The 23,803-nt window shown below is 53.4% G+C and carries 23 protein-coding genes; 13 read left to right on the top strand and 10 right to left on the bottom strand.

The features are described from left to right. Positions 1-165 precede the first annotated feature (165 nt). Both KNP67_RS13105 and KNP67_RS13095 read left to right on the top strand, forming a co-directional pair. Positions 166-1,866, top strand: coding sequence for a hypothetical protein (locus KNP67_RS13105; protein ID WP_214756761.1), 1,701 nt, complete (start codon positions 166-168; stop codon positions 1,864-1,866). Positions 1,867-2,124: 258 nt separating this feature from the next. Continuing rightward, the gene (locus tag KNP67_RS13095) at positions 2,125-3,144 is read left to right on the top strand and encodes a hypothetical protein (RefSeq protein WP_214756758.1); all 1,020 of its coding nucleotides are present in this window, start codon (positions 2,125-2,127) and stop codon (positions 3,142-3,144) included. 39 nt (positions 3,145-3,183) lie between these two features. On the opposite strand, the gene KNP67_RS13090 is transcribed toward KNP67_RS13095, so the two are convergent. From KNP67_RS13090 to KNP67_RS13055, 8 genes are all read right to left on the bottom strand, one after another. After that, on the bottom strand, positions 3,184-3,684 hold the full coding sequence (locus KNP67_RS13090) for a DUF1572 family protein (protein WP_214756757.1): 501 nt from the start codon (positions 3,682-3,684) through the stop codon (positions 3,184-3,186). A gap of 280 nt (positions 3,685-3,964) precedes the next feature. After that, positions 3,965-4,630 carry a DUF2225 domain-containing protein gene (locus KNP67_RS13085; RefSeq protein WP_214756756.1) on the bottom strand — a complete coding sequence of 222 codons (666 nt, stop codon included), beginning with the start codon at positions 4,628-4,630 and terminating at the stop codon, positions 3,965-3,967. Positions 4,631-4,639: 9 nt separating this feature from the next. Beyond that, positions 4,640-5,083, bottom strand: a complete 444-nt coding sequence (locus KNP67_RS13080; protein WP_114166765.1) for a YaaR family protein — start codon at positions 5,081-5,083, stop codon at positions 4,640-4,642. A 20-nt stretch (positions 5,084-5,103) separates the two neighbouring features. Further along, positions 5,104-5,928, bottom strand: a complete 825-nt coding sequence (locus KNP67_RS13075; protein WP_214756755.1) for a flagellin N-terminal helical domain-containing protein — start codon at positions 5,926-5,928, stop codon at positions 5,104-5,106. Continuing rightward, on the bottom strand, positions 5,912-6,292 hold the full coding sequence (locus KNP67_RS13070) for a flagellar export chaperone FliS (RefSeq protein ID WP_214756754.1): 381 nt from the start codon (positions 6,290-6,292) through the stop codon (positions 5,912-5,914). The genes KNP67_RS13075 and KNP67_RS13070 overlap by 17 nt, the downstream gene beginning before the upstream one ends. Continuing rightward, positions 6,289-6,579: an EscU/YscU/HrcU family type III secretion system export apparatus switch protein gene (locus KNP67_RS13065; RefSeq protein WP_131472867.1), complete on the bottom strand. Its 291-nt coding sequence runs from the start codon at positions 6,577-6,579 to the stop codon at positions 6,289-6,291. Before KNP67_RS13065 ends, KNP67_RS13070 begins: the two co-directional genes overlap by 4 nt. A gap of 9 nt (positions 6,580-6,588) precedes the next feature. Continuing rightward, positions 6,589-8,253, bottom strand: a complete 1,665-nt coding sequence (locus KNP67_RS13060) for a hypothetical protein (RefSeq protein ID WP_251130874.1) — start codon at positions 8,251-8,253, stop codon at positions 6,589-6,591. A 90-nt stretch (positions 8,254-8,343) separates the two neighbouring features. After that, positions 8,344-8,838, bottom strand: a complete 495-nt coding sequence (locus KNP67_RS13055) for a competence protein ComK (RefSeq protein ID WP_029595033.1) — start codon at positions 8,836-8,838, stop codon at positions 8,344-8,346. A 273-nt stretch (positions 8,839-9,111) separates the two neighbouring features. Between KNP67_RS13055 and cspD the strand changes: the two genes are divergently transcribed. The 11 genes from cspD (at position 9,112) to KNP67_RS13000 (ending at position 21,477) form a co-directional block, all read left to right on the top strand. Continuing rightward, positions 9,112-9,309, top strand: a complete 198-nt coding sequence (gene cspD / locus KNP67_RS13050; RefSeq protein ID WP_021065411.1) for a cold-shock protein CspD — start codon at positions 9,112-9,114, stop codon at positions 9,307-9,309. A 313-nt stretch (positions 9,310-9,622) separates the two neighbouring features. Continuing rightward, entirely contained in the window at positions 9,623-10,183 is a 561-nt protein-coding gene (hpf, locus tag KNP67_RS13045; RefSeq protein WP_021065412.1) for a ribosome hibernation-promoting factor, HPF/YfiA family, read from the top strand. A gap of 141 nt (positions 10,184-10,324) precedes the next feature. Then, positions 10,325-12,847: a preprotein translocase subunit SecA gene (secA, locus tag KNP67_RS13040; RefSeq protein WP_214756752.1), complete on the top strand. Its 2,523-nt coding sequence runs from the start codon at positions 10,325-10,327 to the stop codon at positions 12,845-12,847. A gap of 54 nt (positions 12,848-12,901) precedes the next feature. After that, a complete protein-coding gene (prfB, locus tag KNP67_RS13035; RefSeq protein ID WP_214756750.1) occupies positions 12,902-14,002 on the top strand; it encodes a peptide chain release factor 2 in 1,101 nt (366 codons plus the stop codon). Positions 14,003-14,063: 61 nt separating this feature from the next. Continuing rightward, positions 14,064-14,921 carry a YitT family protein gene (locus tag KNP67_RS13030; protein WP_214756749.1) on the top strand — a complete coding sequence of 286 codons (858 nt, stop codon included), beginning with the start codon at positions 14,064-14,066 and terminating at the stop codon, positions 14,919-14,921. Between the two features lie 107 nt (positions 14,922-15,028). After that, positions 15,029-15,361, top strand: a complete 333-nt coding sequence (gene cccB, locus KNP67_RS13025) for a cytochrome c551 (protein ID WP_021065416.1) — start codon at positions 15,029-15,031, stop codon at positions 15,359-15,361. Positions 15,362-15,794: 433 nt separating this feature from the next. Beyond that, on the top strand, positions 15,795-16,481 hold the full coding sequence (gene ftsE / locus KNP67_RS13020; protein WP_021065417.1) for a cell division ATP-binding protein FtsE: 687 nt from the start codon (positions 15,795-15,797) through the stop codon (positions 16,479-16,481). After that, on the top strand, positions 16,471-17,373 hold the full coding sequence (gene ftsX, locus KNP67_RS13015; RefSeq protein WP_131472317.1) for a permease-like cell division protein FtsX: 903 nt from the start codon (positions 16,471-16,473) through the stop codon (positions 17,371-17,373). Before ftsE ends, ftsX begins: the two co-directional genes overlap by 11 nt. A 30-nt stretch (positions 17,374-17,403) precedes the next feature. Beyond that, positions 17,404-18,798, top strand: coding sequence for a murein hydrolase activator EnvC family protein (locus tag KNP67_RS13010; protein ID WP_214756748.1), 1,395 nt, complete (start codon positions 17,404-17,406; stop codon positions 18,796-18,798). A 98-nt stretch (positions 18,799-18,896) separates the two neighbouring features. Continuing rightward, positions 18,897-20,300 (top strand): S41 family peptidase, encoded by a 1,404-nt coding sequence (locus KNP67_RS13005; RefSeq protein WP_214756747.1) that lies wholly within the window; start codon positions 18,897-18,899, stop codon positions 20,298-20,300. A gap of 40 nt (positions 20,301-20,340) precedes the next feature. Next, positions 20,341-21,477, top strand: a complete 1,137-nt coding sequence (locus tag KNP67_RS13000; RefSeq protein WP_214756746.1) for a PDZ domain-containing protein — start codon at positions 20,341-20,343, stop codon at positions 21,475-21,477. Positions 21,478-21,518: 41 nt separating this feature from the next. On the opposite strand, the gene glpK is transcribed toward KNP67_RS13000, so the two are convergent. Further along, the gene (gene glpK, locus KNP67_RS12995; protein ID WP_214707253.1) at positions 21,519-23,036 is read right to left on the bottom strand and encodes a glycerol kinase GlpK; all 1,518 of its coding nucleotides are present in this window, start codon (positions 23,034-23,036) and stop codon (positions 21,519-21,521) included. 30 nt (positions 23,037-23,066) lie between these two features. Beyond that, on the bottom strand, positions 23,067-23,774 hold the full coding sequence (locus tag KNP67_RS12990) for an MIP/aquaporin family protein (RefSeq protein ID WP_029334585.1): 708 nt from the start codon (positions 23,772-23,774) through the stop codon (positions 23,067-23,069). Positions 23,775-23,803: the final 29 nt, after the last annotated feature.

Raw genomic sequence — 23,803 nt, 5'->3', positions numbered from 1 at the left:
CATCGGATGAGAAACCGGAAATCATTGTTTTCGGCAGAAGTGTAAAAGGCAAACGAGCAAAAAGTGTCAAAATCAACTTGACGTCTACAAGAAATTTAAGTAAAAGGTTAATATGTAAATTTAAGGATATAATTAATGATGATTTAAGCATGAAGGAGTGAAGCGATGAACATTGAAACGTATGGTGTTCTTGAAGAGTTAAAAGATAGACCCTCAGATACAAATCCAAAGTCTACAATGAATTTAATGAAGCAATATGAAGAGGTAATAGTTAAAAGTTTACTAACTTCTTTTGGATTAGATTTTTTGTTGATTCAGGATCGTCACGGTGGAGATGTGGATACAATTCATAATGTAAGAAAAATCCAAAATGGCGATACTCGTTTTGATGGCTATGCTAATGTTCATAATGCGAATGCTTATAAAGCAAATGGTACTTACGACAAAAAAGTCTCTGCTAAATACCATAGTGACAAACGCTATATTGAGCGTAACAGATACGGTAAATCTAAAAAAATAGACGGAACATTAGAAGATGCATATAGCGGGCGTCGGATCAATAGAGATGAAGATATTGACCTCGATCACGTTCTTGCAGCAAAAAACATTCACGATGATGCAGGTCGTGTTCTTGCTGAATTGAATGGTGTTGATTTGGCAAATGACGCTACCAATTTGAAGCACACAAATCGCTCGATAAACCGTTCTAAAGGAAAAAAAACAGTGGATGAATTCACTGCCTTGTTAGACGAGAGACGTCCTGAAAGGCAAGGAAGAATAGTCGAACTCAAACAACGTAATGAATTATCGAATCAAGAAAGAAAAGAACTGGAAAAGTTAGAAATGTTAGAGTCTGTAGATGCAAAAAAAATACAAGCTGCAGAAGAAGCCGCTCGTGAAAAATACGAGAAACAGTTAGCAAATACATACTACACGAGTCCGAAGTTTTTAAATGATACTTTAAAAGCAAGTGCGAAATTAGGGTTCAATATGGGACTTCGGCAAGCATTGGGAACAATTCTTGCTTCTGTATGGATGATTGTTCGTGAAGAGGTTCCGAAACTAATAAAAAAGCTAAAGGGAAAATTTGAATTAGCATCTCTATTTAAGGGTTTAGGAGAAATTTTTAAAAAAGCTTTTAAACGCGTGAGGATGACATATCGAGAAGTTATTCAAAGTTTTGCCAACGGTGTTCTTGCGGGAATTTTATCCTCTCTTGCTACAACTTTCATAAATATATTTATGACATCAGCTAAAAACGTTACAAAAATAATTAGAGAATCATTTGCGACTATTGTTGAAGCAGTAAATATTTTAGTGTTCAATCCAAACAATCTTCCTTTTGGTGAGGTGCTGAAGTCAATTGCTATTCTATTATCCACAGCTTCTTCCGTCATTTTAGGAACAATTGTATCGGAAGCAGTTTCACAAATTCCTGCATTGAAGCTACCTGTAATCGGAGATAGTTTGCCTGCCTTCGTTGGTGCGACTGTTACGGGCTTAATGAGTGTCAGTTTACTATATTTTATCGAGAACTCTTCGATAGTAAATTCTTTAGTGGAGTGGGCAAATCAATTAAAAACCAGCTTTGACTATAAACTTGATTACTATCGTGCTGCTCATGAAGCGCTCGTTACTTATGCTGCTGAATTAGCTGATATTGACATAGCTGATTTTGAAGAAAAGGTTTCGATTGTAAATGAGATAGCGAACAAGTTGCGTAGTGCTCAAACTAGCCTTGAAATTAACGCAGTTCTGACTTCAACAGTAATGAGTATGAAGATTCAACTTCCTTATGATGGCACTTTACAAGGACTAGATAAATTTATGGAAGATGATACGGACGTACTCCGGTTTCATTTATGACTTTTCCATGCGATCAATGTGGTTTGTGTTGTCGTTCGCTAGATAACTCTTTATATGGGGATTTGAATCGAGGAGATGGGGTTTGTCGATATTTAGACGAAAGCACAAATCAATGTACTGTCTATGATAATCGCCCGCTCAAGTGCCGTATCGATGATATGTTCCATGCGCACTATAAAAATGAATATTCATTAACTGAGTACTACGCTCTAAACCATCAAGCATGTAATCAACTGAAAGAAAAGGAGAAGATATAAAATGCCAATTCCATTTATCTTAGGAGGAATCGCTATTGCTGCCGGAGTCACAGGAGTTGCAGCTGGCGCGCAAGGTGCAAAGAAAATCTCAGAGGCTAAAACCATCGTCGACCAGGCAGAAGGTCGATATAATCAATTTAAAAGAAAATTGGATAATGTAGAAATGGAAACTTTAAAAAAATTAGATGGACTAGGGAAATTGAAGGTACTAGTGTGGAAAGACTTTGAAACATTTTCTTCTGCGTTCGAAAAGATAAAAAACCGTCCAGAGTTTGAACAGAAAACTACGGGCACATTTAAAATGCCGAAACACTCACTTGGTGAGATTAAAGAAATTCAAATACACGCACTCGAAATTTTAGGTACCACGGCTGCATCTGCGGGCGCGGGCGTTGCAACGGGTTTTGCAGCTTACAGTGGCGTGATGGCACTTGGGTCGGCATCGACCGGAACGGCCATTAGTTCATTATCAGGAGCGGCGGCTACTAAAGCTGCTATGGCTGCTTTAGGAGGAGGTAGCATTGCATCTGGAGGGGGAGGTATTGCCTTAGGAGCCCAAGTGCTAACCGGTGCAGTAGCAGGACCTGTTATCGCAGTTGGAGGACTTTTAATCAATGCGAAAGGTAATTCAAGTTTAGAAAAAGCAGGAGAAGTTAGACGTGAAGTAGATAGTGCGGTTAGTATGATGGAAAGTGCAACAAATTATTTAACACAGTTAGGAAGATTAACTCGACAATTCCATATGGACTTATCCGAAATTCATCAAGTCTATTTGGGAGAAGTTCAGAAACTGGTTGAACTGGTTAATGATAAAACGGATTACAAACTATATACAACAGATGAAAAAGTAATTGTTGATAACAACATCAAGTTGATTTCGATTCTGTATAAACTATCGAATCAAGACCTGATTAGACAGAGTGAATCAAAAACAAAACTTCCTGAGATTTTAACTCACGAAGTAGAAGAATTGCTCGGACGCTCGAAAGAAGCAGTCGAATCACTTGAATATACAACTTAAAAAAATAAGAGAACGCGTATCTTCGCGATGCGCGTTCTCTTATTGTCGTTGATGCGGCAATGGAATCGTCAACACGTTCCAGTTCTCACCAGCAAATACTTTCGCAAGAAAGACGATTTGTCCGACGTGATAGCTGTAGTGGGACACTTGCTTCTCGATCGCCCAGATGACGCTCTTCTCTTCACCGCGGATGAAGACGGTCTTGCCGAGGTCTTCTTGCGTGAGGCTCGCTAAGACGTCGTCCAACAGTTGCCAACGTTCATCCCACGTCGCCATCAGTTCGGCGCGTGACTGGTGCTGGTCCTCGAACTCGGCGTCGCGGTTCCGGTCCGGCTTCTCGCCGTCCGTCGTCAGAAAGTCGGTCCAGCGCGACTTCATATTGTTCGAGATGTGCTGGACGATGACCGCGATCGAGAGCGTGTCTTTCGCGAGCACACGATGCATATCCTCGTCGTTCACTTGCTTCAACGCGTTCTCGGCGAGCTGTTTCTGTTCTTGGAAAATTGAGCGTACCGTTTCGATATAGCTGGCTTCAAACATGGAATGACCTCCTTTGGATTCCTACTAACCATACCCCAATCTGAACGTGATAAAAATAATAGTAAAATAGCGAAATCCGCATTATAATGAGACTGAACCGTGCAAGACGCCACCGCGCGGTCGGTTCTTGGGTGCCCTGTTTAGGTTTTGATGCGAGTCATGTCGCGTATATCTCCTTTCGGTTTGGGGGTTCACCCGTGAAGAGAACCGACCGCGTTTGTCCGTGAGTGGATGAGCGCGGTTTTTTGTATGCGAAAAGGGAGAGCCGTGGCTCTCCCTTTTAGGCGTGCTCGATTCTAAAGTCTTCCCAGTGTGACCGGGCCTGGGTACGAATCCGCTCCGACACTTCCTTGCTGCCGAGCAAGATGCCGTACCAACGCCGTGCGTCCTCATACAGACCGAGCGCGGCCGACAAGTCGGCAATCCGCAGCATGAGCTGGTCGTACGGTAGGCCGGTCCGGACTTGATCCGTGTACGCCTCCTGTACCTCGTTGTACTTGTCGAGCGTCCGCTTCATCCATTCTTTCTCGGACGACTCGTCGCCCGTCAAGCGATACATCCAGACGAGGCGCATGCCGAGCATGGCGACGACAGACGGTTTCTGGCCGCTCAGTTGGGCCGTCACGACGGCGAACTTATAGAGCCGGATGACGTGCTCGGCCGAACGGTCACCGTTGAGCGCCTCGGCGTTGACGCGGTCGAAGTAGCCCGACTCGAGCGCCTCGCGATTGTTTTTCCGTACCTTATCGAACGAGTCGTGAAAGACGAGGTGACAGTGACTGCAGACGGTCGGCTCATAAAAGTACGGGTTGGCGCCATCGTATGTCGTATAGCCGTCCTTCGCGACTTCCTGCGGCCGGATGTGGCGTGACAGGACGCGCGGCGTCTCGCTCTGTTTCAAACAATACGGACATTTCACTTTTTTCGAAAAGATATGTTCTGCCATTACCTCACCTCACACGTATACGTTGACGAGCAGGCCGCGAATCTCACCGACTTGGTCGAGGAGCGACAAGCGGGACGCCTCGCCCGAGATGACTTGATCGGTCAAGGCGAGCAGCTTCTGGTCGACCTGTTCGACGATCTTATAAATCTTGGCGCGACCACGGCGGTTGAAGCCGCGTTTGTCCTCGAGGCGGAGTGCCGCGTCGACGGCGTCTTTCATAAAGTCTTTAATGAGTTGCTTATATTCGGCCAGCGACTCGACCGTCTGGCTCTCGGCGAGGAGCTCGCCTTTCTCGTGAATGGCCGCGATTTGGCGTTGGAAGCGCTCATGTTCGCGGTCCTCACGTTTTTGACCGATGACGTTCTGGAACGAGACACCGGGCTCAGCCTCGGGGCGTTTCGCCTTACCGGTGCCGTGAAGCGACTGCGTCTCCATGATGCGACGAATGTCCATAGGATCCGTCCTTCCTTAAGTTAGTTCAACAATTGTAGCACGCCTTGCGGCAATGCGTTCGATTGGGCGATCATCGCCATGCCGGACTGGTTCAAGATGTTGAGGCGGGCGAAGTCCATCATCTCACGTGCCATATCGGCGTCGCGAATCCGTGACTCGGAAGCCGTCAAATTCTCGGAACCAATCGTGACGACACTCACGTTCGCCTCCAATCGGTTTTGAATGGCGCCAAGCTTTGAACGTTCGAGTGATACCGCTTTGATGGCGTCGTCGTACTTGGCAATAGCGGTAGTAGCGCCATTCTGGGTCGTCACATCTAGTCCGTCGATTCCGAGCGCGGCGGCACGCATATCGTCGACGTTCAAGACGACGCCTTCGCCGCTACCGGCCCCGAGTTGGAAGAAGAGTGTCTCATTGCCGGCGATATAGTCACCGTTCATGATTTTTTTTGAGTTGAACTCGGTCGTCTCGGCGATTCGCGTCACTTCATCCGTGAGCGCAGAAATCTCATCTTGGACGGCCTTCGTGTCGTCCTCGCTCAGCGTCCCGTTGGCGGCTTGGACCGACAGCTCACGCATCCGTTGCAGGAGGGCGTGCGTCTCGCTCATCCCGCCTTCGAGCGTCTGCGTGAGCGAGATACCGTCAAGCGTGTTGCGTTCGGCCATCGACAGCGAGTCGAGACGGATGCGCATTTTCTCGGAGATGGCGAGCCCGGCCGCGTCGTCAGACGCCTTGTTGATGCGGATCCCGCTCGAGAGGCGGTCCATCGTCTTCTTCATCGTCGTCTGGTTGACCGTGAGCGACGAGTAGGCTTTCAGTGCCTGGACGTTATTGGTAATTTTCATAACGGTTGCCTCCTGAAGGTACGGGTTGGAGTCGGGCGTTCTCAATCGCCTCGGCCCACGTCTGGTCGAGCTCGGTCGCAAGGCCGTGAAGCTCCTCGATCTTGTCCATATCTTGTTCAATCAACGCCTCGAGGCTCGATTTCGCCATATACAAGTAAAGCTCGTCGAGTTGGGCCGAGATGATGCCGCCACCGTCGTGAAGTCCTTGGTGAAGCTTCGCGAGCAGTTCGCGCGCTTGGCGCAAGTGGCGGTTGCGTTCGGCGATGGTGGCCGTCTTGGCTTGTTCATAATGGTAGACGAGCGCGTGGAGCATCGCTTGGGTCAGCTCTTCCGGGCTCATTTCGTATAGTCGGTTCGGGTTCATGATGGGTCTCCTTTGATGGTGTCGAGTTCTTCAATCAGTAATAGCACTTCGGCCATGACGTCATACAGTTGGGGCGGAATCGCGTCCCCGAGGTCGAGGTCAAGCAGGTGGCCAAGGAGCGAATGGTCATGCTCGATGGCGACGCCGCGTGATCTCGCCTCGTCTAAAATCTTATCGGCGACGGCGCCCGTTCCGCGGGCGACGACGACCGGGGCCCGGTCGATCGTCTCGTCATAGCGGACGACGGCGGCCGTCTTGCGTTTTGTCAAATCCATGCGTTGATACATAACAGCCTCCTAGATGCGGAAATCATAGCCGGTCGTCTCGAGCGTCGGGCGCTCGGTCTCCGGTTTATCGGACTTCGTCAGCGGGCGGAACTGGGTCGTCACGCTCTTATAACCGATCGCCTCGAGCGTCGTCTCGATCTTGCCGAGCAGGGGACGCGCGAGTGCTTCGACGGTCGGATCATCGTGTTCGAGCGTGAGCCGGAGATTCCGGTCAATCGCTTCGAGCTTGACGCCAATCTCTCCGAGCCGCGGTGTCTCGAGCCGGATATAGAGCACACTGTTCTCCCAGTCGACGACATCCCCGGCCTCACGGTTTTGGATATGGACGTGGATGCCGGTGTCGATCTCTTGGACTTTCGCCGGCAAGGCGAGGATGAGCTGATGGAGCTGCCCGCCGTCGAGCCGGTTCAACGTCTGTTGGACTTGGAAGAACGAGGCGAGCCGTTGCGCCTCGGGTGTCGCCGCGTCGGCTTTCATCGACAACGTCGACGCCTGGACGCGCTGCGTCGTCTCTTGGATGACGCGGCCTGATAGGTTCGGGTCGACCTTGAACGGCGTGACGCGCGGCAATTCGCCGGCGCGGGTCGCCTGATGCGGGATGTATTCGAGCCGGACGTGGTTCGGCACGTACCGGAACTCGTTCAAACTGGCGCGCACTTCTTTGATGAGCACGGCGCTCTCAGCCGGTTTCGTCGACAGTAGGCCGAGTGCGACGTCGAGCTTCGCCGTCATCGCGACGAGCGCCTTCTCTTGGGTCGCGCTCGTATGTAACAAAGCGTCCGTCTTTTGAATGAGCTGCGTCAGTCGGGTCGACACCGTCTCGAGCGCAGGACGTGCCTGATGCGGGTTCGTCTCGACGAGGGCGGCGACTTGGCCGAGCTGTTTCGTCACCGTCACTTGTTCGCTTCGGAACGTGTTCGTCACGGTCGCGAGATGCGTCGTCACTTCCTTGACGAGTACCGGGCGTCCTAGGACGGGCGGTAACGCCTCACGCGGTTCGATTCGCGTCGGGCGCGGCTCCGGCAACTCGTTGATGAGCCGGTCGACCGTCTCCGGTGTCGGCGTCAAACGTTCGCTGACGGGACGCGACAGATTGACGTGCTCGATGAACCGTTCTTTCTGCGGGTACGGCGCGTCAGGTGGCGGTGGTTTCATTTGTTGTCTCGCTTCATCTAATGACGCGACGGCGAGGTCGCGCGCGACATCACGCGGGAGCGTCGGCGCCTCGACCGTCTTCAGCCAAAGGACGGCATCGCGCATGTCACCTTTGAAGACGGTCTCGAGCAGACGCACCGTGTCCTCGTTCATCGGTAAGCGTCCTGATTGGAGCAAACGGCTGACGGCACTCCGGACCTCGGGCGGGAGCGATGCGAGCAACGCCTGAATCTTCGTATCGAGTTTCACCGGTTGACCGCTCGGCATGTCCGGCGTCTCGGGTTCAGGTTTGACGACGATCGTCGCGATGAGCTGGCCGTCTTGTTCGGCGAGCGTCAGTTGGAACGGGTTCGTCTTCGGGAGCCCGCCCTCGAACGTGACCTCGACGTGCTCGCCATTGATTTTGACGATCCCGGAGTCGGGTCCGGTCTGTTTGACGAGCTCGGCTTTATAGATGCGATTCGTCTGGATGCCGGCTGTGACCGCGACGGCCGCGGTCATGGGGGCTTGGATTTGCATAGTTGTCACCTCGAACAATATATCGACCTCTTTTTCAAAAAGTGAAGCGAAACCGACAGAAAAAAACCTCCCGTCGAATCGACGGAAGGGTCAAGAGTTGAGCGTTGCGCTCTGGTTTAATTGTTGGAACCGAGCGACGAGTTCGCCCGTCGCTTTCAATTGATTGCGGAGGACGTATGAGGTCGCGTTCGTGGTGATCCGGTGACCGTTCTGGGTGACGACTAAACCTTTCGACTCGATCGGGTCACTCGTGATGTCACGGACGTGCGACCAGGCGTACCATTCACATTCAGGGCGCTTCGGGGACATCGTCGGGAAAAAGACGAGACCGGACGTCGGTTCGATGACGACTGGCACTTTGCCTTTGATGCCGGCGACGCGCTTGGCGACGAAGATGCGCTCCTCGATCGAACTGCTGTACTGGCGGCATGAGAGCTGCAGGAGCTGGTAGGGCCGGAGCGGGGTCGTAATCTCGGAACCGTCCTCGAGAATGACGCGCGATTGCGCGGACATCTCATAACAAGGCAGGATGGCCACCGTCCGCTTCGTAATACGGTACTTTTCCTCGGAATGGTAGGGGCGCATATGGCTGCACCGTCCTTTTCGTATTAGATTTTCAGGCTCGGCTCGCCCAAATGGCGTACAAACCTAAATCATCCCTTCCATGATATATCACAAAATATGTAAATTCAATATCTCTATATGAAAAGTAGGGAAATATAATTCCAATGTAAGCCAAAAGACGATTCATTTACAAAAATATGAGAAAGTGTTTGTCACGCTTCCAAGAAGGTGGTAAGATTACCGATAGAGGGAAAGCCTCTGTATTCTTCAATGGTGAAAGGAATGGATTTACACATGGTAGGTAAAGTAAAATGGTTTAACTCAGAAAAAGGTTTTGGATTCATCGAAGTAGAAGGCGGCAAAGACGTATTCGTACACTTCTCTGCAATCCAAACTGACGGCTACAAATCACTTGACGAAGGTCAAGAGGTAGAATTTGAAATCGTTGATGGCGAGCGTGGCCCACAAGCGGCTAACGTTACAAAATTATAATTTCAAGCCGTAAGCCGGTTCCCTCGTGGAGCCGGCTTTTTATTTTCCTTACATAGCGTCCTTCGAATCAAAATCGCGTTTAAGAACGGGCAGAACGGGTAGTTTCTTTTTATACCGCCGATTCAAGTTGAAGACGACGCAATCGGAACAAAATTGTCATTATTTTCTGATGATAACGTTTTCAAACGATTTGAATTCGGGGTATACTATAAATGAGCCACCTGGTTCCACTTTCTTTTCAGAAATGAAGCAGGAGATTCGGTCCAAATCGACGAATCATTGGGTCAAGCGGTTATTTTAAGGAGGAGTTCAGATGATTTATAACATTCGCGGCGAAAACATTGAAGTCACACCAGCTATTCAAGACTATGTCGAGAAAAAGTTGGACAAATTGACTCGGTATTTCACAACTCCTACGGATGCACAGACGGCTTACGTCAACTTGAAAGTGTACAATGAGAAGCAAAAGGTGGAAGTGACGATCCCGATGCCGAACTTGTTGCTCCGTGCTGAGGAAACAAACCTCGACATGTACGCGGCAATTGACCTCGTCGTCGATAAATTGGAACGTCAAATCCGTAAGCACAAAACGAAACTCAACCGTAAATCACGTGCCAAAGATGGCGGTATCGGCGAGTACTTCAAGTCACTCGAAGGTCCTGAGGACGTGGTCGTCTACGACGAAGACGAGGCAGAACTCGAACTCGTGCGGACGAAGCGTTTCACGCTCAAACCGATGGATACGGAAGAAGCGATTCTTCAGATGGACATGCTCGGCCACAGCTTCTTCGTCTTCTCAGACGCAGAAACGGGCAACACGAACGTCGTCTATCGTCGTAAAGACGGGAAATACGGCTTGATCGAACCAGAATAATTCAACCTTGAAACCACACGGCCCTCCAACTCGGAGGGCCGTTTCGTTTGGCCTTTCCTTGAAAGCGAGGGTCACTTCGGTTAAACTGTACATTAGGGAAAAAACATGCATTTTTCAGTGAATGCAGAGGAGATAAAGCGTATGGCGAACTTTTTGAAAGATTTATTTGCTCCACAGAAACGAGTATTGAAAAAAGCAGAAAAAGCGGCCGACCTCGTCGAGTCGTTCGCCGAACCGATTAAGGCATTGTCTGACGAAGCACTTCAGGCGAAGTCGATTGAGTTCCGGGAGCGTTTGGACAAGGGTGAGACGCTTGATGATATCTTGCCAGAAGCGTTTGCGGTCTGTCGCGAGGCGTCTGAGCGTGTGCTCGGCATGCGCCACTACCGCGTCCAGCTCATCGGGGGCTACGTGCTCCATAACGGTGACATCGCTGAGATGAAGACCGGGGAAGGGAAGACGCTCGTCGCAACTCTTCCGGTATATTTGAACGCGCTCACGGGCCGCGGCGTCCACGTCGTGACGGTCAACGAATATTTGGCCCGCCGTGACAAAGAACTCATGGAACCGCTCTACTTCGCACTCGGCCTTTCGGTCGGCCTCAACGTGTCGAACATGGACCGTGTCGAGAAGCAGGCGGCGTACAACTGTGACATCACCTACTCGACGAACAATGAGCTCGGTTTCGACTACTTGCGTGACAACATGGTCCTTTATAAAGAAGACCGTGTCCAACGCGAGCTCTACTTCACGATCGTCGATGAAGTCGATTCGATTCTCGTCGATGAAGCCCGGACCCCGCTCATCATCTCGGGTTCGGCTCAAAAATCGACAGAGCTCTACACGCGTGCCGATGCCTTCGTCCGCACGCTCAAAATCGAGGACGACTACACGGTCGACGTGAAGACGAAGTCGGTTCTCCTCACGGACAAAGGGGTCGACCTCGCCGAGAAGTTCTTTGGCATCGACAACTTGTTCGCGATCGAGCACGTCTCGGTCAACCACCACGTCGGGCTCGCCCTTCGTGCCAACGCCGTCATGCATCATGACGTCGACTACATGGTCCGTGACGGCCAAGTCATGATCATCGACCAGTTCACCGGTCGGGTCATGGACGGACGCCGCTACTCGGAAGGGTTGCACCAGGCGATCGAAGCGAAAGAAGGCGTCGAGATTCAGCGTGAATCGATGACGCTCGCGACGATCACGTACCAGAACTACTTCCGTATGTATGAGAAGCTGGCCGGGATGACCGGAACGGCGAAGACAGAGGAAGAAGAATTCCGTAACATTTACAACATGCAGGTCGTGACGATCCCGACGAACAAACCGATTCTTCGGGAAGACCGTTCGGATCTCATCTTCAAGTCGATGGACGGCAAGTTCAAAGCCGTCGTCGAAGAAATCATGGCAGCCCACGCGACGGGACAACCGGTCCTCGTCGGGACGGTCGCCGTCGAGACGTCGGAGCATTTGAGCAAGCTTCTCTCGAAGAAGAAAATCAAACACGAAGTCTTGAACGCGAAGAACCACGCCCGTGAGGCCGAAATCGTCGAGAACGCCGGCCAAAAAGGCGCGGTCACGATCGCGACGAACATGGCCGGACGCGGAACCGACATCAAGCTCGGCGAGGGCGTCATCGAGCTCGGCGGATTGTACATCGTCGGGACCGAGCGCCACGAGTCGCGCCGGATCGACAATCAGCTCCGTGGACGGGCCGGACGACAAGGGGACCCAGGTAAATCCCAGTTCTACTTGTCACTCGAAGATGAGCTCATGCGCCGCTTCGGGACGGACAGCCTCCAGAACATGATGGAGCGCCTCGGCATGGACGACACGCAACCGATCGAGAGCCGCATGGTCTCGAAAGCGGTCGAGTCGGCCCAGAAACGTGTCGAAGGGAACAACTATGACGCCCGGAAGCAGCTCCTCGGTTACGATAACGTCATGGCCGACCAACGGAAAGTCATGTACAAAGACCGGGCCAGCATCCTCGAGAACGAATCGGTCACGGACATCGTCCGTTCGATGATTCAAGAGACGGTCGAGACGGGCGTGGCGCAATATACGCCGCTCGAGCTCGTGCCGGAAGAATGGAACATCGATGAGCTCGCGCACTGGGCCAACCAGACGCTCGCCCTCGAACAGCCGGTCGAAGGCAAGGACTTCTACGGCAAAGAGCGCGAGGAGATCATCGAGCTCTTGAGCGAACGCACGAACGCGCAGTATGAGGCGAAACGCCAACTCGCGCCGCCGGAACGCTTCAACGAGTTCGAGAAGATTATCGTGCTCCGTGCCGTCGATTCACACTGGATGGCACACATCGACCACATGGACCAACTCCGTCAAGGGATTCACTTGCGTGCCTACGGACAGAACGATCCGCTCCGCGAGTACCAGGCGGAAGGCGTCAACATGTTCGACGCGATGAACGCGGCCATCTCCGAAGAAGTGACCGGCTTCGTGCTTCGTGCCGAAGTCGGCGATAACCTCCGACGCGAGAAAGTCGTCGAGGAGGAAGTGGCGGTGTCTGGCAAGGACGACACGCCGCTCAAGAAGAAGCCGGTCCGTCGCTCGGAAGACCAACGGCTCGGGCGCAACGACCCGTGCTGGTGTGGTTCAGGCAAGAAGTTCAAAAACTGCCACGGCAAACAACAGGCTTAATTTTGAAAGAGGCGAGCCCGCTCGCCTCTTTCCTACGGAAAGGTGACCTACACTATGGAAATTTCAGATATTCGCAACGAACTCGAGGCGATGGCGAAACGCCTCGAGAATTATCGCCAATCGCTCAACCTGACAGAGAAGCAGGCCCGAATCGCCGAGCTCGAGAACGAGATGACGTACCCAGACTTCTGGGACAGCCAAGAGAAGGCGCAGAAAGTCATCGACGAGTCGAACGCGCTTAAAGCGATGGTCGACAAATACCAAGAGCTCGCCGATGGGCACGAAGACGGCGAAGTCACGCTCGAACTGATCAAAGAAGAGCCGGACGCCGAGATGCAAAGTGAATTAGGAGAGATGGTCACGGCGCTCAAGGCCGATTTCGACGCGTTCGAGCTCGAGATCCTCTTGAACGGACCATACGACGCCAACAACGCCATCCTCGAGCTTCATCCGGGGGCGGGCGGTACCGAGTCACAGGACTGGGCATCGATGCTCCTCCGCATGTATCAGCGCTTCGCTGACAAGCAAGGCTGGAAAGTCGAGACGGTCGACTATCTTCCGGGCGAAGAAGCCGGCGTCAAATCGGTCACGCTTCGCATCGTCGGGCATAACGCTTACGGCTATTTGAAAGCAGAGAAAGGGATTCACCGCTTGGTTCGTATCTCGCCGTTCGATTCGTCGGGCCGCCGCCATACGTCATTCGTTTCGTGCGACGTCATGCCGGAATTCAATGACGACATCGAAATCGAAGTGAAGACCGAAGACCTCCGGATCGATACGTACCGCGCGTCAGGCGCCGGCGGTCAGCACATCAACACGACCGACTCGGCCGTCCGGATCACGCACGTGCCGACGGGCGTCGTCGTCTCGTGTCAAGCTGAGCGTTCGCAAATCAAGAACCGCGAAGCAGCGATGAAGATGCTCAAGGCAAAACTGTATCAACGCGAACTCGACGAGCAGCAACGCAAGCTCGATGAGATCCGCGGCGAGAAGACAGACATCGGTTGGGGCAGCCAAATCCGTTCGTACGTCTTCCACCCGTACGCGATGGTCAAGGACCACCGCACGAGTTATGAAGTCGGGAACACGAGCGGCGTCATGGATGGCGACATCATGGGCTTCATCGACGCTTACCTCCGCAAGACAAATATGTGATGCAAGTGGCTCAAGGACTGACGTCTTTGGGCCACGTTGTATGTAGAGGAGAAAACCTTTAATGAAGCAAATCGTCAAAGACTATATCTATTTACTGACCGGGTCCGTCTTCGTCGCTTCGGCGTTCAGTTTGTTCCTATTGCCGAACAACCTCGCCTCGGGCGGCGTCAGCGGGATCTCGATCATCACGTACGAGCTGTTCAACATCTCGCCAGGGGCGTTCCAGCTCGTGTCGAACGTGTTGCTCCTCCTCGTCGGCTGGATGATTCTCGGGCTAGGCTTCGGCGTGAAGTCACTCGTCGGGTCGATTTTTTTACCGGGCGTGATCTTATTTTATGAAGCGATTGACGCGGGTGCGGCCGTCAATGACACATTGCTCGCGGCCATCTTCGGCGGGGCCGGCGTCGGCATCGGTCTCGGGCTCATCTTCCGGGGACGGGCCTCGACCGGGGGAATGGATTTGCTCGCGCAAATCTTACATAAGTTCACCCACATCCCGCTCTACCTCTGTATCGCCATCCTCGACGGGGCGGTCGTCCTCGTCGCTGCTGTCACGTTCTCGTTCACGACGGGACTGTATGCACTGATCGCCCTCTTCATTACGATCAAGATGATCGACTTTGTCCAGCTCGGGTTCACACAGGACAAGATGGCGTACGTCATCTCGGAGAAACGGGACGTCATCACGCGCGCCGTCTTCGATGAGCTCGACCGCGGCGCGACAGAGATTCAAGCGATCGGGGCGTATTCGCGTCTCGACCGCCCGATGCTCCTCGTCGTCGTCCGTCAGAACGAGGTGAGTCGTTTGAAAGAGATCATTCGCCGTATCGATCCCGACGCGTTCCTCATCTTCAGTGAGGCGCATGAGGTGATGGGCCAAGGATTCACGTCCGATAAGCGCTATATCAACGTTCCCTAACATGTGGAATCTTTGTGTATTTTTCGTGAGTTAGGTTAGAAAGCGGTTCATAACGGCTATAATGGTAAAAGTAGGTTATTTCTACGACATAGGAGGGGAACCTGATTATGAAGAAATGGATGATGGCGATTGGACTTGGCGCCATGCTCACGCTCGGTGCGTGCGGCGGTGGCGATGAAGAAGAGTCGACGAGCAACGGGGACGGCGCCAACACGGCGTCGGTCGACGCGGAAGCGGTCTACGCACAAAACTGTGCGGCTTGCCACGGTGCGAATCTAGAAGGAATGAGCGGTCCGAAACTCTCGGACGTCGGTTCACGTCTATCAGCTAGTGAAATTGAAGAAGTCATCAAAAACGGGAAAGGCGCTATGCCTGCGAACGTGATTGAGGACGAAGAAGAAATCACGGCTGTCGCCGCTTGGCTCGCCGAGAAAAAATAATCATAGGGAACCACGAGGCGACTCGTGGTTTTTTTGTCTTCATTTCCTTTAACTAAATATGAAGCGCCCATGATTCAGTGGAAGCATTCACAGATGCAGGTATCTTTTGAATGTGCGTTTCATCATCTGTGTCCGAGTCGTGAAATCATTCTTCAACGCGACAATTTCACACCGAACTCCATCCAACTGAAACATTCCTGTAATGGTTATTTAAAAGTCCGATTGCTATAATTGAAGGCGCTTGAACTATATTGCCTGTCGCCTTTTTGGGTCAGGTTGGCACGAACAGGGTCCCTTGACAGGACGAGTGCTTATCGTGTAGAACAGAGGCTAGACGAAAATATTCACTTAACTAACTAATCCAGTCTTCGTCATAGATGCATGAAACGTGATAGATGCATAAAAAATATATAAAAAGGGTAGGGAATACGTTATGATCTCGATGCAAAAAGTCAGCAAAGTATATCCAAACGGCGTCGTCGCCGTCGATGACCTCGAGTTAGAGATTCAAGACGGCGAGTTCTTATACGTCGTCGGACCATCCGGCGCCGGGAAATCGACGTTTATGAAGATGATTTATCGGGAGGAGAAACCGTCGAGCGGTCTTCTTTTGATTGACGGGATTGACGTCGGCAAGTTGAAAAACCGCCACGTCCCGAAATTACGCCGTCAACTCGGCGTCATCTTCCAAGACTATAAGTTGTTACCGTCACTCACGGTATATGAGAACGTCGCGTTCGCTCTCGAAGTCGTACAGGCCGACACGAACACGATGCGCAAGCAGGTCATGGACGTGTTGAACCTTGTCGGACTGAAACACAAGGCGCGCAACTATCCGGATGAACTATCGGGTGGGGAGCAACAGCGTGTGTCGATCGCTCGTGCCATCGTCAATAAGCCAAAGCTCATCATCGCCGACGAGCCGACGGGTAACTTAGACCCGGACACGGCTTGGGGCATCATGGAAGTGTTCCAAGAGATTCACCGTCGCGGTGCAACCATCGTCATGGCGACCCACAACCGTGATATCGTCGACAAGATCCGCCATCGCGTCATCGCGATCGAGAACGGGAAAGTCGTACGCGATGAAGAGAAAGGAGCATATGGCTATGATATTTAAAAGTGGATTACGTCATCTGCGCGAAGGGTTCAAGGGAACACTACGCAACGGTTGGATGACATTCGCGGCCATCAGTGCCGTTACCATCACCTTGTTACTCGTCGGGGTATTCGCCCTCGTCATGTTCAACGTCAATGAGATTTCAGAGAACGTCGAGAGCGACGTCGAGATTCAAGTATTCGTTACCCGGACCGCGGAGGAAGCGAACGTCGAGAAGCTCGGTGAGAACTTAGAGCAGATTCCAGGCGTCGAATCGGTCACGTTCAGCTCGAAAGAGGATGAACTGGAGAACTTCCGCAACCAACTTGGGGAAGATGCGAACGCCTACGGGACGGTCGAGAAGGACAACCCGCTCCACGACCGCTATATCGTCAAAGCGTCAGACCCGCTCAATACGGAGAAGGTCGCTAATTCGGTGCAGTCACTTGATAACGTCGATAAGGTCACATATGGACAGGACTATATCGACAAGATGTTCGCCTTCTTCAACGGGATTCGCATCGGCGGACTTGCGTTGATCGTCGGTCTCACGCTCATGGCGATGTTCCTCATCTCGAACACGATCAAGATGACGATCTTCTCACGCCGTCGCGAAATCGAGATCATGCGTCTCGTCGGAGCGAAAAACAGCTTCATTCGCTGGCCGTTCTTCATCGAAGGACTTCTCCTCGGTGTATTCGGTGCGCTCATCCCGATCGCCGTCATCTACTTCGGTTATGACGTCGCATATAGTGCTTTACAACCATCGCTAGATCAACTGAATAGTGATATATTTAAATTGATTGATCCATCGATTTTGACGACGCAAGTGTCACTCGTCCTCTTAGCGCTCGGTGCCTTCATCGGGATCTGGGGTTCGACGACATCGCTCGGTCGATTCTTGAAAGTCTAATCTAATTTAAATATGAGGAGGAGTTGGCGGATGAAACGTTCGCTTGCGCTTGGATTAAGTTTGACGCTACTTGCCTCGCCTGTATGGGCGACGGAGAAAGACACGCTGAAAGCACGACAAGATCGTTTATCCAATCAATTGGAGGAATCCAAGAAAGCGCAAGACGAGACGGACGCCGAGCTCGAAGTCACCGAGGCGGAACGTGACGCGGTCACGACAGAAATCCGTGCGGTCAATGAACGTCTCGAAGGCTTAAGTGAACAGATCGCCGTCCAACAGGAAGAAGCGGACGCGGCGCGCACCGAGCTCGAGGAAACCCGTGATCAACTCACTGCCCAAGGGCAGTACCTCGAAAGCCAGAAGGCGCTCCTTAGTGAGCGTCTTCGTGTGCTTCAAGTACATGAGGACCAGTCCTATCTCCAAGTCGTCTTCGAGTCCCGTTCATTCGGAGACTTCGTAACGCGGCTCTTGACCGCGCAGACGATCGCCGATCAGGACCGGGACCTCATACATAGTTACATGAGTGAAGTCGAGCGGCTCGAAGCGCTCGAAGCACGGCAGCGGACCCAGCTCTCGTTCCTTAAACAGAAAGAGCGGGAACTCGTCGTGACGAAACAGGCGCTCGACGTCGCCGCCGAACAAAAGCAGGGTTTGTTGTCGGAACTGAACGAACAAGTCGAACTACTGGAGCTTGAGAAGATGAGCCGTGAAGAAGAACAGGCGCTCATGAGTGAGCAGAGCCGGATCATCGCCGGTCAACTCGAAGCAATCGCCCAAGCGGAGCGGGAAGCCGCCGCCCGCGCCGAGGCCGAAGCGAAGGCCAAGGCACAAGCAGAAGCGCAGGCAAAAGCCGAGGCAGAGGCGAGAGCACGAGCAGATGCCAAAGCGGAAGCGGACAAGCGGGCAGACGACAAAGCGCCAACCGCCCCAGCGCCTGCTCCAACAACCCCAGCGCCTGCTCCAACAACCCCACCGCCTGCGGAAACCCCGACGAACGTGACGGGACCGGCGACCTCGTTCGTGCGGCCGGTATCCGGCTACGTGTCGAGCCCGTTCGGCCCTCGGCAAAACCCGCTCACGGGAGTGGCGGAGTCGCACCGTGGCATCGATCTCGTCAATGCGACCGGGACACCGATCGTCGCGGCGGCACCAGGCATCGTCATCAAGGCGGCCCCGGCGACCGGTTACGGCAACGTCGTCTTCGTGTCCCATATCGTCGGCGGGGAAGTATGGACGACCGTCTATGCCCATCTCGACGCGATTACGGTCAAGTCGGGGCAAACGGTCGGAGCCGGTCAGACGGTCGGCACGCTCGGCAGCACGGGCTGGTCGACAGGCCCGCATCTCCACTTCGAATTACATCGCGGACAATGGGCGCCAGGGCAACCGAATGCGGTCGACCCGGGTCCATACATCGGTTACTGATGAAACGGACGTGTTCCAAATTTCTGGAACACGTCCGTTTTTCTGAACTTTTTGCTATACTGGATGAAAGACTGACAAAGAGAAATGAGGGACTACCCGTGAAAAATACAACCGCAGGATTATTAGCCGGCGCCACGTTCGTCGCCGGAGCCGGTGCTGGGCTCGCGACGATGGCGTTCACCGATGCGCCGTTACCGCTCCAACCGAAAGCAGAAGGTTGGGACAAGGTGGAGCAAGTCCGCCAATTGATTGAGACGCATTCGTTGAAGGATATCTCAGAAGAGGACTTGTTGACCGGTGCCCTCGACGGGATGACGGCAGCGCTCGACGACCCGTACTCGGACTTCCTCGACGCCGAAGAGACGTCACAGTTCACCGACTCGATCGAGTCGAGCTTTGAAGGAATCGGCGCGACTTTGGAGAAGAAAGGAGAAGACATCTTAATCGTCGCTCCAATCAAAGGCGCACCAGCCGAAGCAGCGGGTCTCCGGGCCGGAGACGTCATCACGGCGATCGACGGGGAGTCGATTGAAGGGATGGCCGTCGAAGAGGCGGTCCAACTCATCCGGGGCGAGAAAGGGACCGTCGTCACGCTCACGATCCGTCGCGGGGGCCAAGAGGCCGACTATGAGATCACACGTGACACGATTCCGATCGAGACCGTCAACTCGGAAGTGAAAGAACAGGACGGCCAGAAAATCGGCTATATCGAGGTGACCCAGTTCTCTGAGCCGACGGCCGATGAGTTTTTGGAGCAGCTTGAGACGCTCGAGTCAGAAGACATCGATAGCCTTATCATCGACGTGCGCGGGAACCCAGGTGGCTTGCTTCCGGCCGTCATCGAGATGACCGAAGGGTTCGTCCCGACGAATAAACCGGTCGTCCAAATTGAGAACGCGGACGGGGAACGCGAGTCGCAGAGCGGCCGCGCCCGAGAAGCGAAGCCGTACGACTTGTTCGTCTTGACGGACGAAGGATCGGCGTCGGCATCTGAGATTTTGGCCGGGGCGCTCAAAGAAGGGGCCGGTGCCACGATTATCGGCAACAAGACGTTCGGAAAAGGGGTCGTCCAGACGGCGTTCGATTTAGAGGACGGCAGCAACTTGAAGCTGACGACGAGCAAATGGCTCACGCCGGGCGGCAATTGGATTAACGAGAAAGGCATCGAGCCGGACGTCGAGGTCAATCAACCGGATTATTTCGGGGTGAATCGCATCCTCGCCGACACGGACTCGCTCAAAGTCGGCGACTACGGTGAGGCGGTGTCGAACTTGCACACGGTCTTGTCGGGCATCGGCTATGAGCCGGGCGGACAGCAGGGATATTATGGTGACACGATGGCCCGCGCCGTCAGCGACTTCCAAGCCGACAACAATTTGCCGGAAGACGGGGTCGTCAATGAGGCGACGGCGTCGGCGCTCGAGTCACGCTTGCTCGAGGTGATTCAAGATGAGGCGAACGATGCCCAATTGAACCGAGCGCTCGAAGAAGCTGCAAAATAAGGATTAGGGAAAGGATTGGACAAGTGTGGACGTTCTACGAATGAGTTTTACTGCTTTGTTGACCTTGATTGGTAGTCCGCTACTCTGGGCGACGCTCGTCGCCCTCGCTTACATATCCATGACGCGCATCAAACGGGAGCGGGGCATGTTCCGCTCACGGCGACGTTCGCCGAAGTCGGACTGGCGCCATTTTGTATGGCCGAGCCTGTTGCTCGCCGTCATCGGTTCAGCCGCATTGATTTTGCTCGAGACGACCGTCAACTGGGAATGGCTCGTGACGTTCAGCGTGCTGTATGCGCTCATCGTCTTGACGATGCACCCACGTTTCAGCAGCCCGGCGTTCCCGTTCCTCCTCATGCTGACGGCGGTCGCGTTGCGTGACGTCGTCGACTACGGCGCCGTCTCGGGCTGGATGGACCGGCTATCCGAGGTCGAGTGGCCGGTATATGCGCTCGTGTTCGGCGTCGTCACATTGGCGGAAGCGATTCTCTTACGTTGGAACGGGTCGATTGAAACATCACCGACGCTCATCTTGTCCAAACGTGGCCAGTTCATCGGTGGACACGTCGTCAAACGGCTTTGGTTTTTCCCGCTCGTCGTCTTTTTGCCACCGTCGTTCGGTCTCGACATGCCGGTGCCGGTCATCTTGCCGATCCCAATCGGGGTCAGCCTGTTATCGACCGGGGCCTTGCCAGGGACGCTCCTCGGTCGCCTGAGCCTGTATCGCGGCCTGCTCGCGCTCGTCGGCCTCGGTTTGTTCGGGGCTTCCTACGCCATCGACGTCCCGTACGCGGCCTACATCTTGCTCGGTCTGTTCGTGTTGTATGAGTTGGCGCTACAACTCATCAAGCGAGAGAATCGAGGAACGACACCAGTGTTCATCAACGGCAACCGGGGAGCGGTCATCATCGATACGCTCCCGGGCTCACCGGGCGAGGCGATGCAGCTCATTCCGGGCGAATCGATCTACAAAGTGAACGGGACCATCATCACGGGCGGGAGCAGCTTCTATGAGGCGCTCCAGTTGCATAAACCGTACATCAAGCTCGAGGTGCTCAACTTGAACGGGGACATCCGTTTCGTGCAACGGGCGATGTACGAGACCGATCCGCACGAGCTCGGCATCTTGTTCGTCGCTGAGCCGGCGAGCCCTCGTCTGCGGTTACGGAAACTATAAAAGGGAGCATCCTTGGCGGATGCTCCCTTTCGTGCGTTCAATTAAAGTTCAAGTTTTGATGGTTTGAAGCCCATTGTCGCTTCGACGGCGTGTTGCCAGCCTTTATACAGATTTTCGCGGTGTGCTTCGTCCATCTTCGGTTCGAACTGATGGTCGAGTTTCCACTGCTGTTTGATCTCTGCTTGGTCTTTCCAGAACCCGACGGCGAGACCGGCGAGATAGGCGGCACCGAGAGCCGTCGTCTCGCTCACTTCAGGCCGTTCGACCGGCACGTCCAAGATGTCCGCTTGGAACTGCATGAGGAAGTTGTTGTTGACCGCACCGCCGTCGACGCGGAGCGTCTTCAACTCGATGCCAGAATCTTGTTCCATCGCCGTCAAGACATCGCGTGTCTGATAGGCGAGTGACTCGAGCGTCGCCCGGACGAAATGTTCTTTCTCCGTCCCGCGCGTGAGGCCGAAGATGGCACCACGGACGTCCGAGTTCCAATACGGGGCACCAAGTCCGACGAAGGCAGGGACGACGTAGACGCCGTCTGTCGTCTCGACGCGGTTGGCGTACTGTTCCGTGTCTTTCGCCGACTTGAGCATACGGAGTCCGTCACGGAGCCATTGGATGGCCGAACCGGCGACGAAGATTGAACCTTCGAGCGCATATTCGACTTTACCGTTGTATCCCCACGCGATCGTCGTGAGCAGACCATGGTCCGACTTGACGGCTTCTTCGCCCGTGTTCATGAGCATGAAGCAACCTGTTCCGTACGTGTTCTTACCTTCTCCTGACTCGAAGCAGGCTTGACCGAAGAGGGCAGCCTGTTGGTCACCGGCCGCACCGGCGATCGGAACTTCGAAGCCGAAGAAGTGATACGGGATCGTGTTGGCGTACACTTCACTCGACGGTTTGACTTCCGGGAGCATCGACTTTGGTACCGTCAAGATCTCGAGCAACTCATCGTCCCATTTTTGCTCATAGATGTTGTACATGAGCGTACGTGACGCGTTCGAGTAGTCCGTGACGTGGGCGTGGCCGCCTGACAGTTTCCAGATGAGCCAAGTGTCGATCGTTCCGAAGAGGAGGTCACCGGCTTCGGCTTTCTCACGGGCGCCTTCGACGTTGTCGAGGATCCATTTGACTTTCGTGCCTGAGAAGTAGGCGTCGATCAAGAGACCAGTTTTATCGCGGAACAAGTCGGCATGACCGGCTTCCTTCAACTCATCACAAATACCGGCTGTTTGACGCGATTGCCAGACGACGGCGTTATAGACCGGACGTCCTGTCGACTTCTCCCAGACGACGGCTGTTTCCCGTTGGTTCGTGATCCCGATAGCTGCGATCTCTTTTGGATCGATGTCGGCCGAACCGAACGCCTCGGCCATGACGGCGAGGACAGACCCCCAAATCTCATTGGCGTTATGCTCGACCCAGCCTGGCTTAGGGAAGTATTGTTTAAACTCACGCTGAGCGGTCGTGACGATTTTTCCGTCGTGGTCGAAGATGATCGCCCGTGAGCTTGTCGTTCCTTGGTCAAGTGCTAAGATATAACGTTTTTCTTTCTCCATATGAGAGTGCCTCCTTAGAAATTAGAAAGATTATGGGACAAGAATGCCGTAAACCAATGCGGCGATGACCGCCCCGATGATTGGTCCGACGACCGGAATCCATGAATAGCCCCAGTCCGACGTCCCTTTGCCTTTGATTGGAAGAATCGCATGCGCAATCCGCGGCCCGAGGTCACGTGCCGGGTTGATGGCATATCCCGTTGTACCACCAAGTGAGAGACCGATCGAGACAACGAGGAAACCGACGATGAGCGGATTCAAGCCGTCCGTGAACGTGTTGGCCCCGAATGACAAAATTCCGAAGACGAGAACGAACGTACCAATGATTTCCCCGATCAAGTTGAACGGCGTGCTACGAATCCCTGGTGCGGTCGAGAAGGTGGCCAGTTTGGCACCCGGATCGTCGGTCACATCATAGTGCGGTTTGTAGTGCACGAACACGAGGACGGCCCCGATGAACGCCCCGATAAACTGTGCTAAGATGTAGGCTGGCACATCAGCCCAAGGGAATGAGCCTGCTGTCGCGAGCCCGACCGTGACGGCAGGGTTCAAGTGCGCCCCTCCGTAGATTCCGGCTGCGTATACCCCGATCATAACGGCGAAGCCCCAACCGAACGTGATGACGACCCAACCTGCGTTCTCCGCTTTCGAATGACGGAGGACGACGCCGGCGACGACACCGTTACCGAGCAAGATGAGTAGCATTGTACCAATAATTTCGCTGACGAATGCTGACATGTGATACTCCCTTCCTTCCATATTAAATT

It is taken from the genome of Exiguobacterium sp. s157, from assembly GCF_018618205.1.
Taxonomy (GTDB): Bacteria; Bacillota; Bacilli; order Exiguobacteriales; family Exiguobacteriaceae; genus Exiguobacterium; species Exiguobacterium chiriqhucha.
This window is presented reverse-complemented; position numbering and strand designations above follow the sequence as displayed.

Coding starts and splice junctions, on each gene's coding strand:
- KNP67_RS13105 (WP_214756761.1), top strand. CDS start 166: ATGAACATTGAAACGTATGGTGTTCTTGAAGAGTTAAAAGATAGACCC.
- KNP67_RS13095 (WP_214756758.1), top strand. CDS start 2,125: ATGCCAATTCCATTTATCTTAGGAGGAATCGCTATTGCTGCCGGAGTC.
- KNP67_RS13090 (WP_214756757.1), bottom strand. CDS start 3,684: ATGTTTGAAGCCAGCTATATCGAAACGGTACGCTCAATTTTCCAAGAA.
- KNP67_RS13085 (WP_214756756.1), bottom strand. CDS start 4,630: ATGGCAGAACATATCTTTTCGAAAAAAGTGAAATGTCCGTATTGTTTG.
- KNP67_RS13080 (WP_114166765.1), bottom strand. CDS start 5,083: ATGGACATTCGTCGCATCATGGAGACGCAGTCGCTTCACGGCACCGGT.
- KNP67_RS13075 (WP_214756755.1), bottom strand. CDS start 5,928: ATGAAAATTACCAATAACGTCCAGGCACTGAAAGCCTACTCGTCGCTC.
- KNP67_RS13070 (WP_214756754.1), bottom strand. CDS start 6,292: ATGAACCCGAACCGACTATACGAAATGAGCCCGGAAGAGCTGACCCAA.
- KNP67_RS13065 (WP_131472867.1), bottom strand. CDS start 6,579: ATGTATCAACGCATGGATTTGACAAAACGCAAGACGGCCGCCGTCGTC.
- KNP67_RS13060 (WP_251130874.1), bottom strand. CDS start 8,253: ATGCAAATCCAAGCCCCCATGACCGCGGCCGTCGCGGTCACAGCCGGC.
- KNP67_RS13055 (WP_029595033.1), bottom strand. CDS start 8,838: ATGCGCCCCTACCATTCCGAGGAAAAGTACCGTATTACGAAGCGGACG.
- cspD (WP_021065411.1), top strand. CDS start 9,112: ATGGTAGGTAAAGTAAAATGGTTTAACTCAGAAAAAGGTTTTGGATTC.
- hpf (WP_021065412.1), top strand. CDS start 9,623: ATGATTTATAACATTCGCGGCGAAAACATTGAAGTCACACCAGCTATT.
- secA (WP_214756752.1), top strand. CDS start 10,325: ATGGCGAACTTTTTGAAAGATTTATTTGCTCCACAGAAACGAGTATTG.
- prfB (WP_214756750.1), top strand. CDS start 12,902: ATGGAAATTTCAGATATTCGCAACGAACTCGAGGCGATGGCGAAACGC.
- KNP67_RS13030 (WP_214756749.1), top strand. CDS start 14,064: ATGAAGCAAATCGTCAAAGACTATATCTATTTACTGACCGGGTCCGTC.
- cccB (WP_021065416.1), top strand. CDS start 15,029: ATGAAGAAATGGATGATGGCGATTGGACTTGGCGCCATGCTCACGCTC.
- ftsE (WP_021065417.1), top strand. CDS start 15,795: ATGATCTCGATGCAAAAAGTCAGCAAAGTATATCCAAACGGCGTCGTC.
- ftsX (WP_131472317.1), top strand. CDS start 16,471: ATGATATTTAAAAGTGGATTACGTCATCTGCGCGAAGGGTTCAAGGGA.
- KNP67_RS13010 (WP_214756748.1), top strand. CDS start 17,404: ATGAAACGTTCGCTTGCGCTTGGATTAAGTTTGACGCTACTTGCCTCG.
- KNP67_RS13000 (WP_214756746.1), top strand. CDS start 20,341: ATGAGTTTTACTGCTTTGTTGACCTTGATTGGTAGTCCGCTACTCTGG.
- glpK (WP_214707253.1), bottom strand. CDS start 23,036: ATGGAGAAAGAAAAACGTTATATCTTAGCACTTGACCAAGGAACGACA.
- KNP67_RS12990 (WP_029334585.1), bottom strand. CDS start 23,774: ATGTCAGCATTCGTCAGCGAAATTATTGGTACAATGCTACTCATCTTG.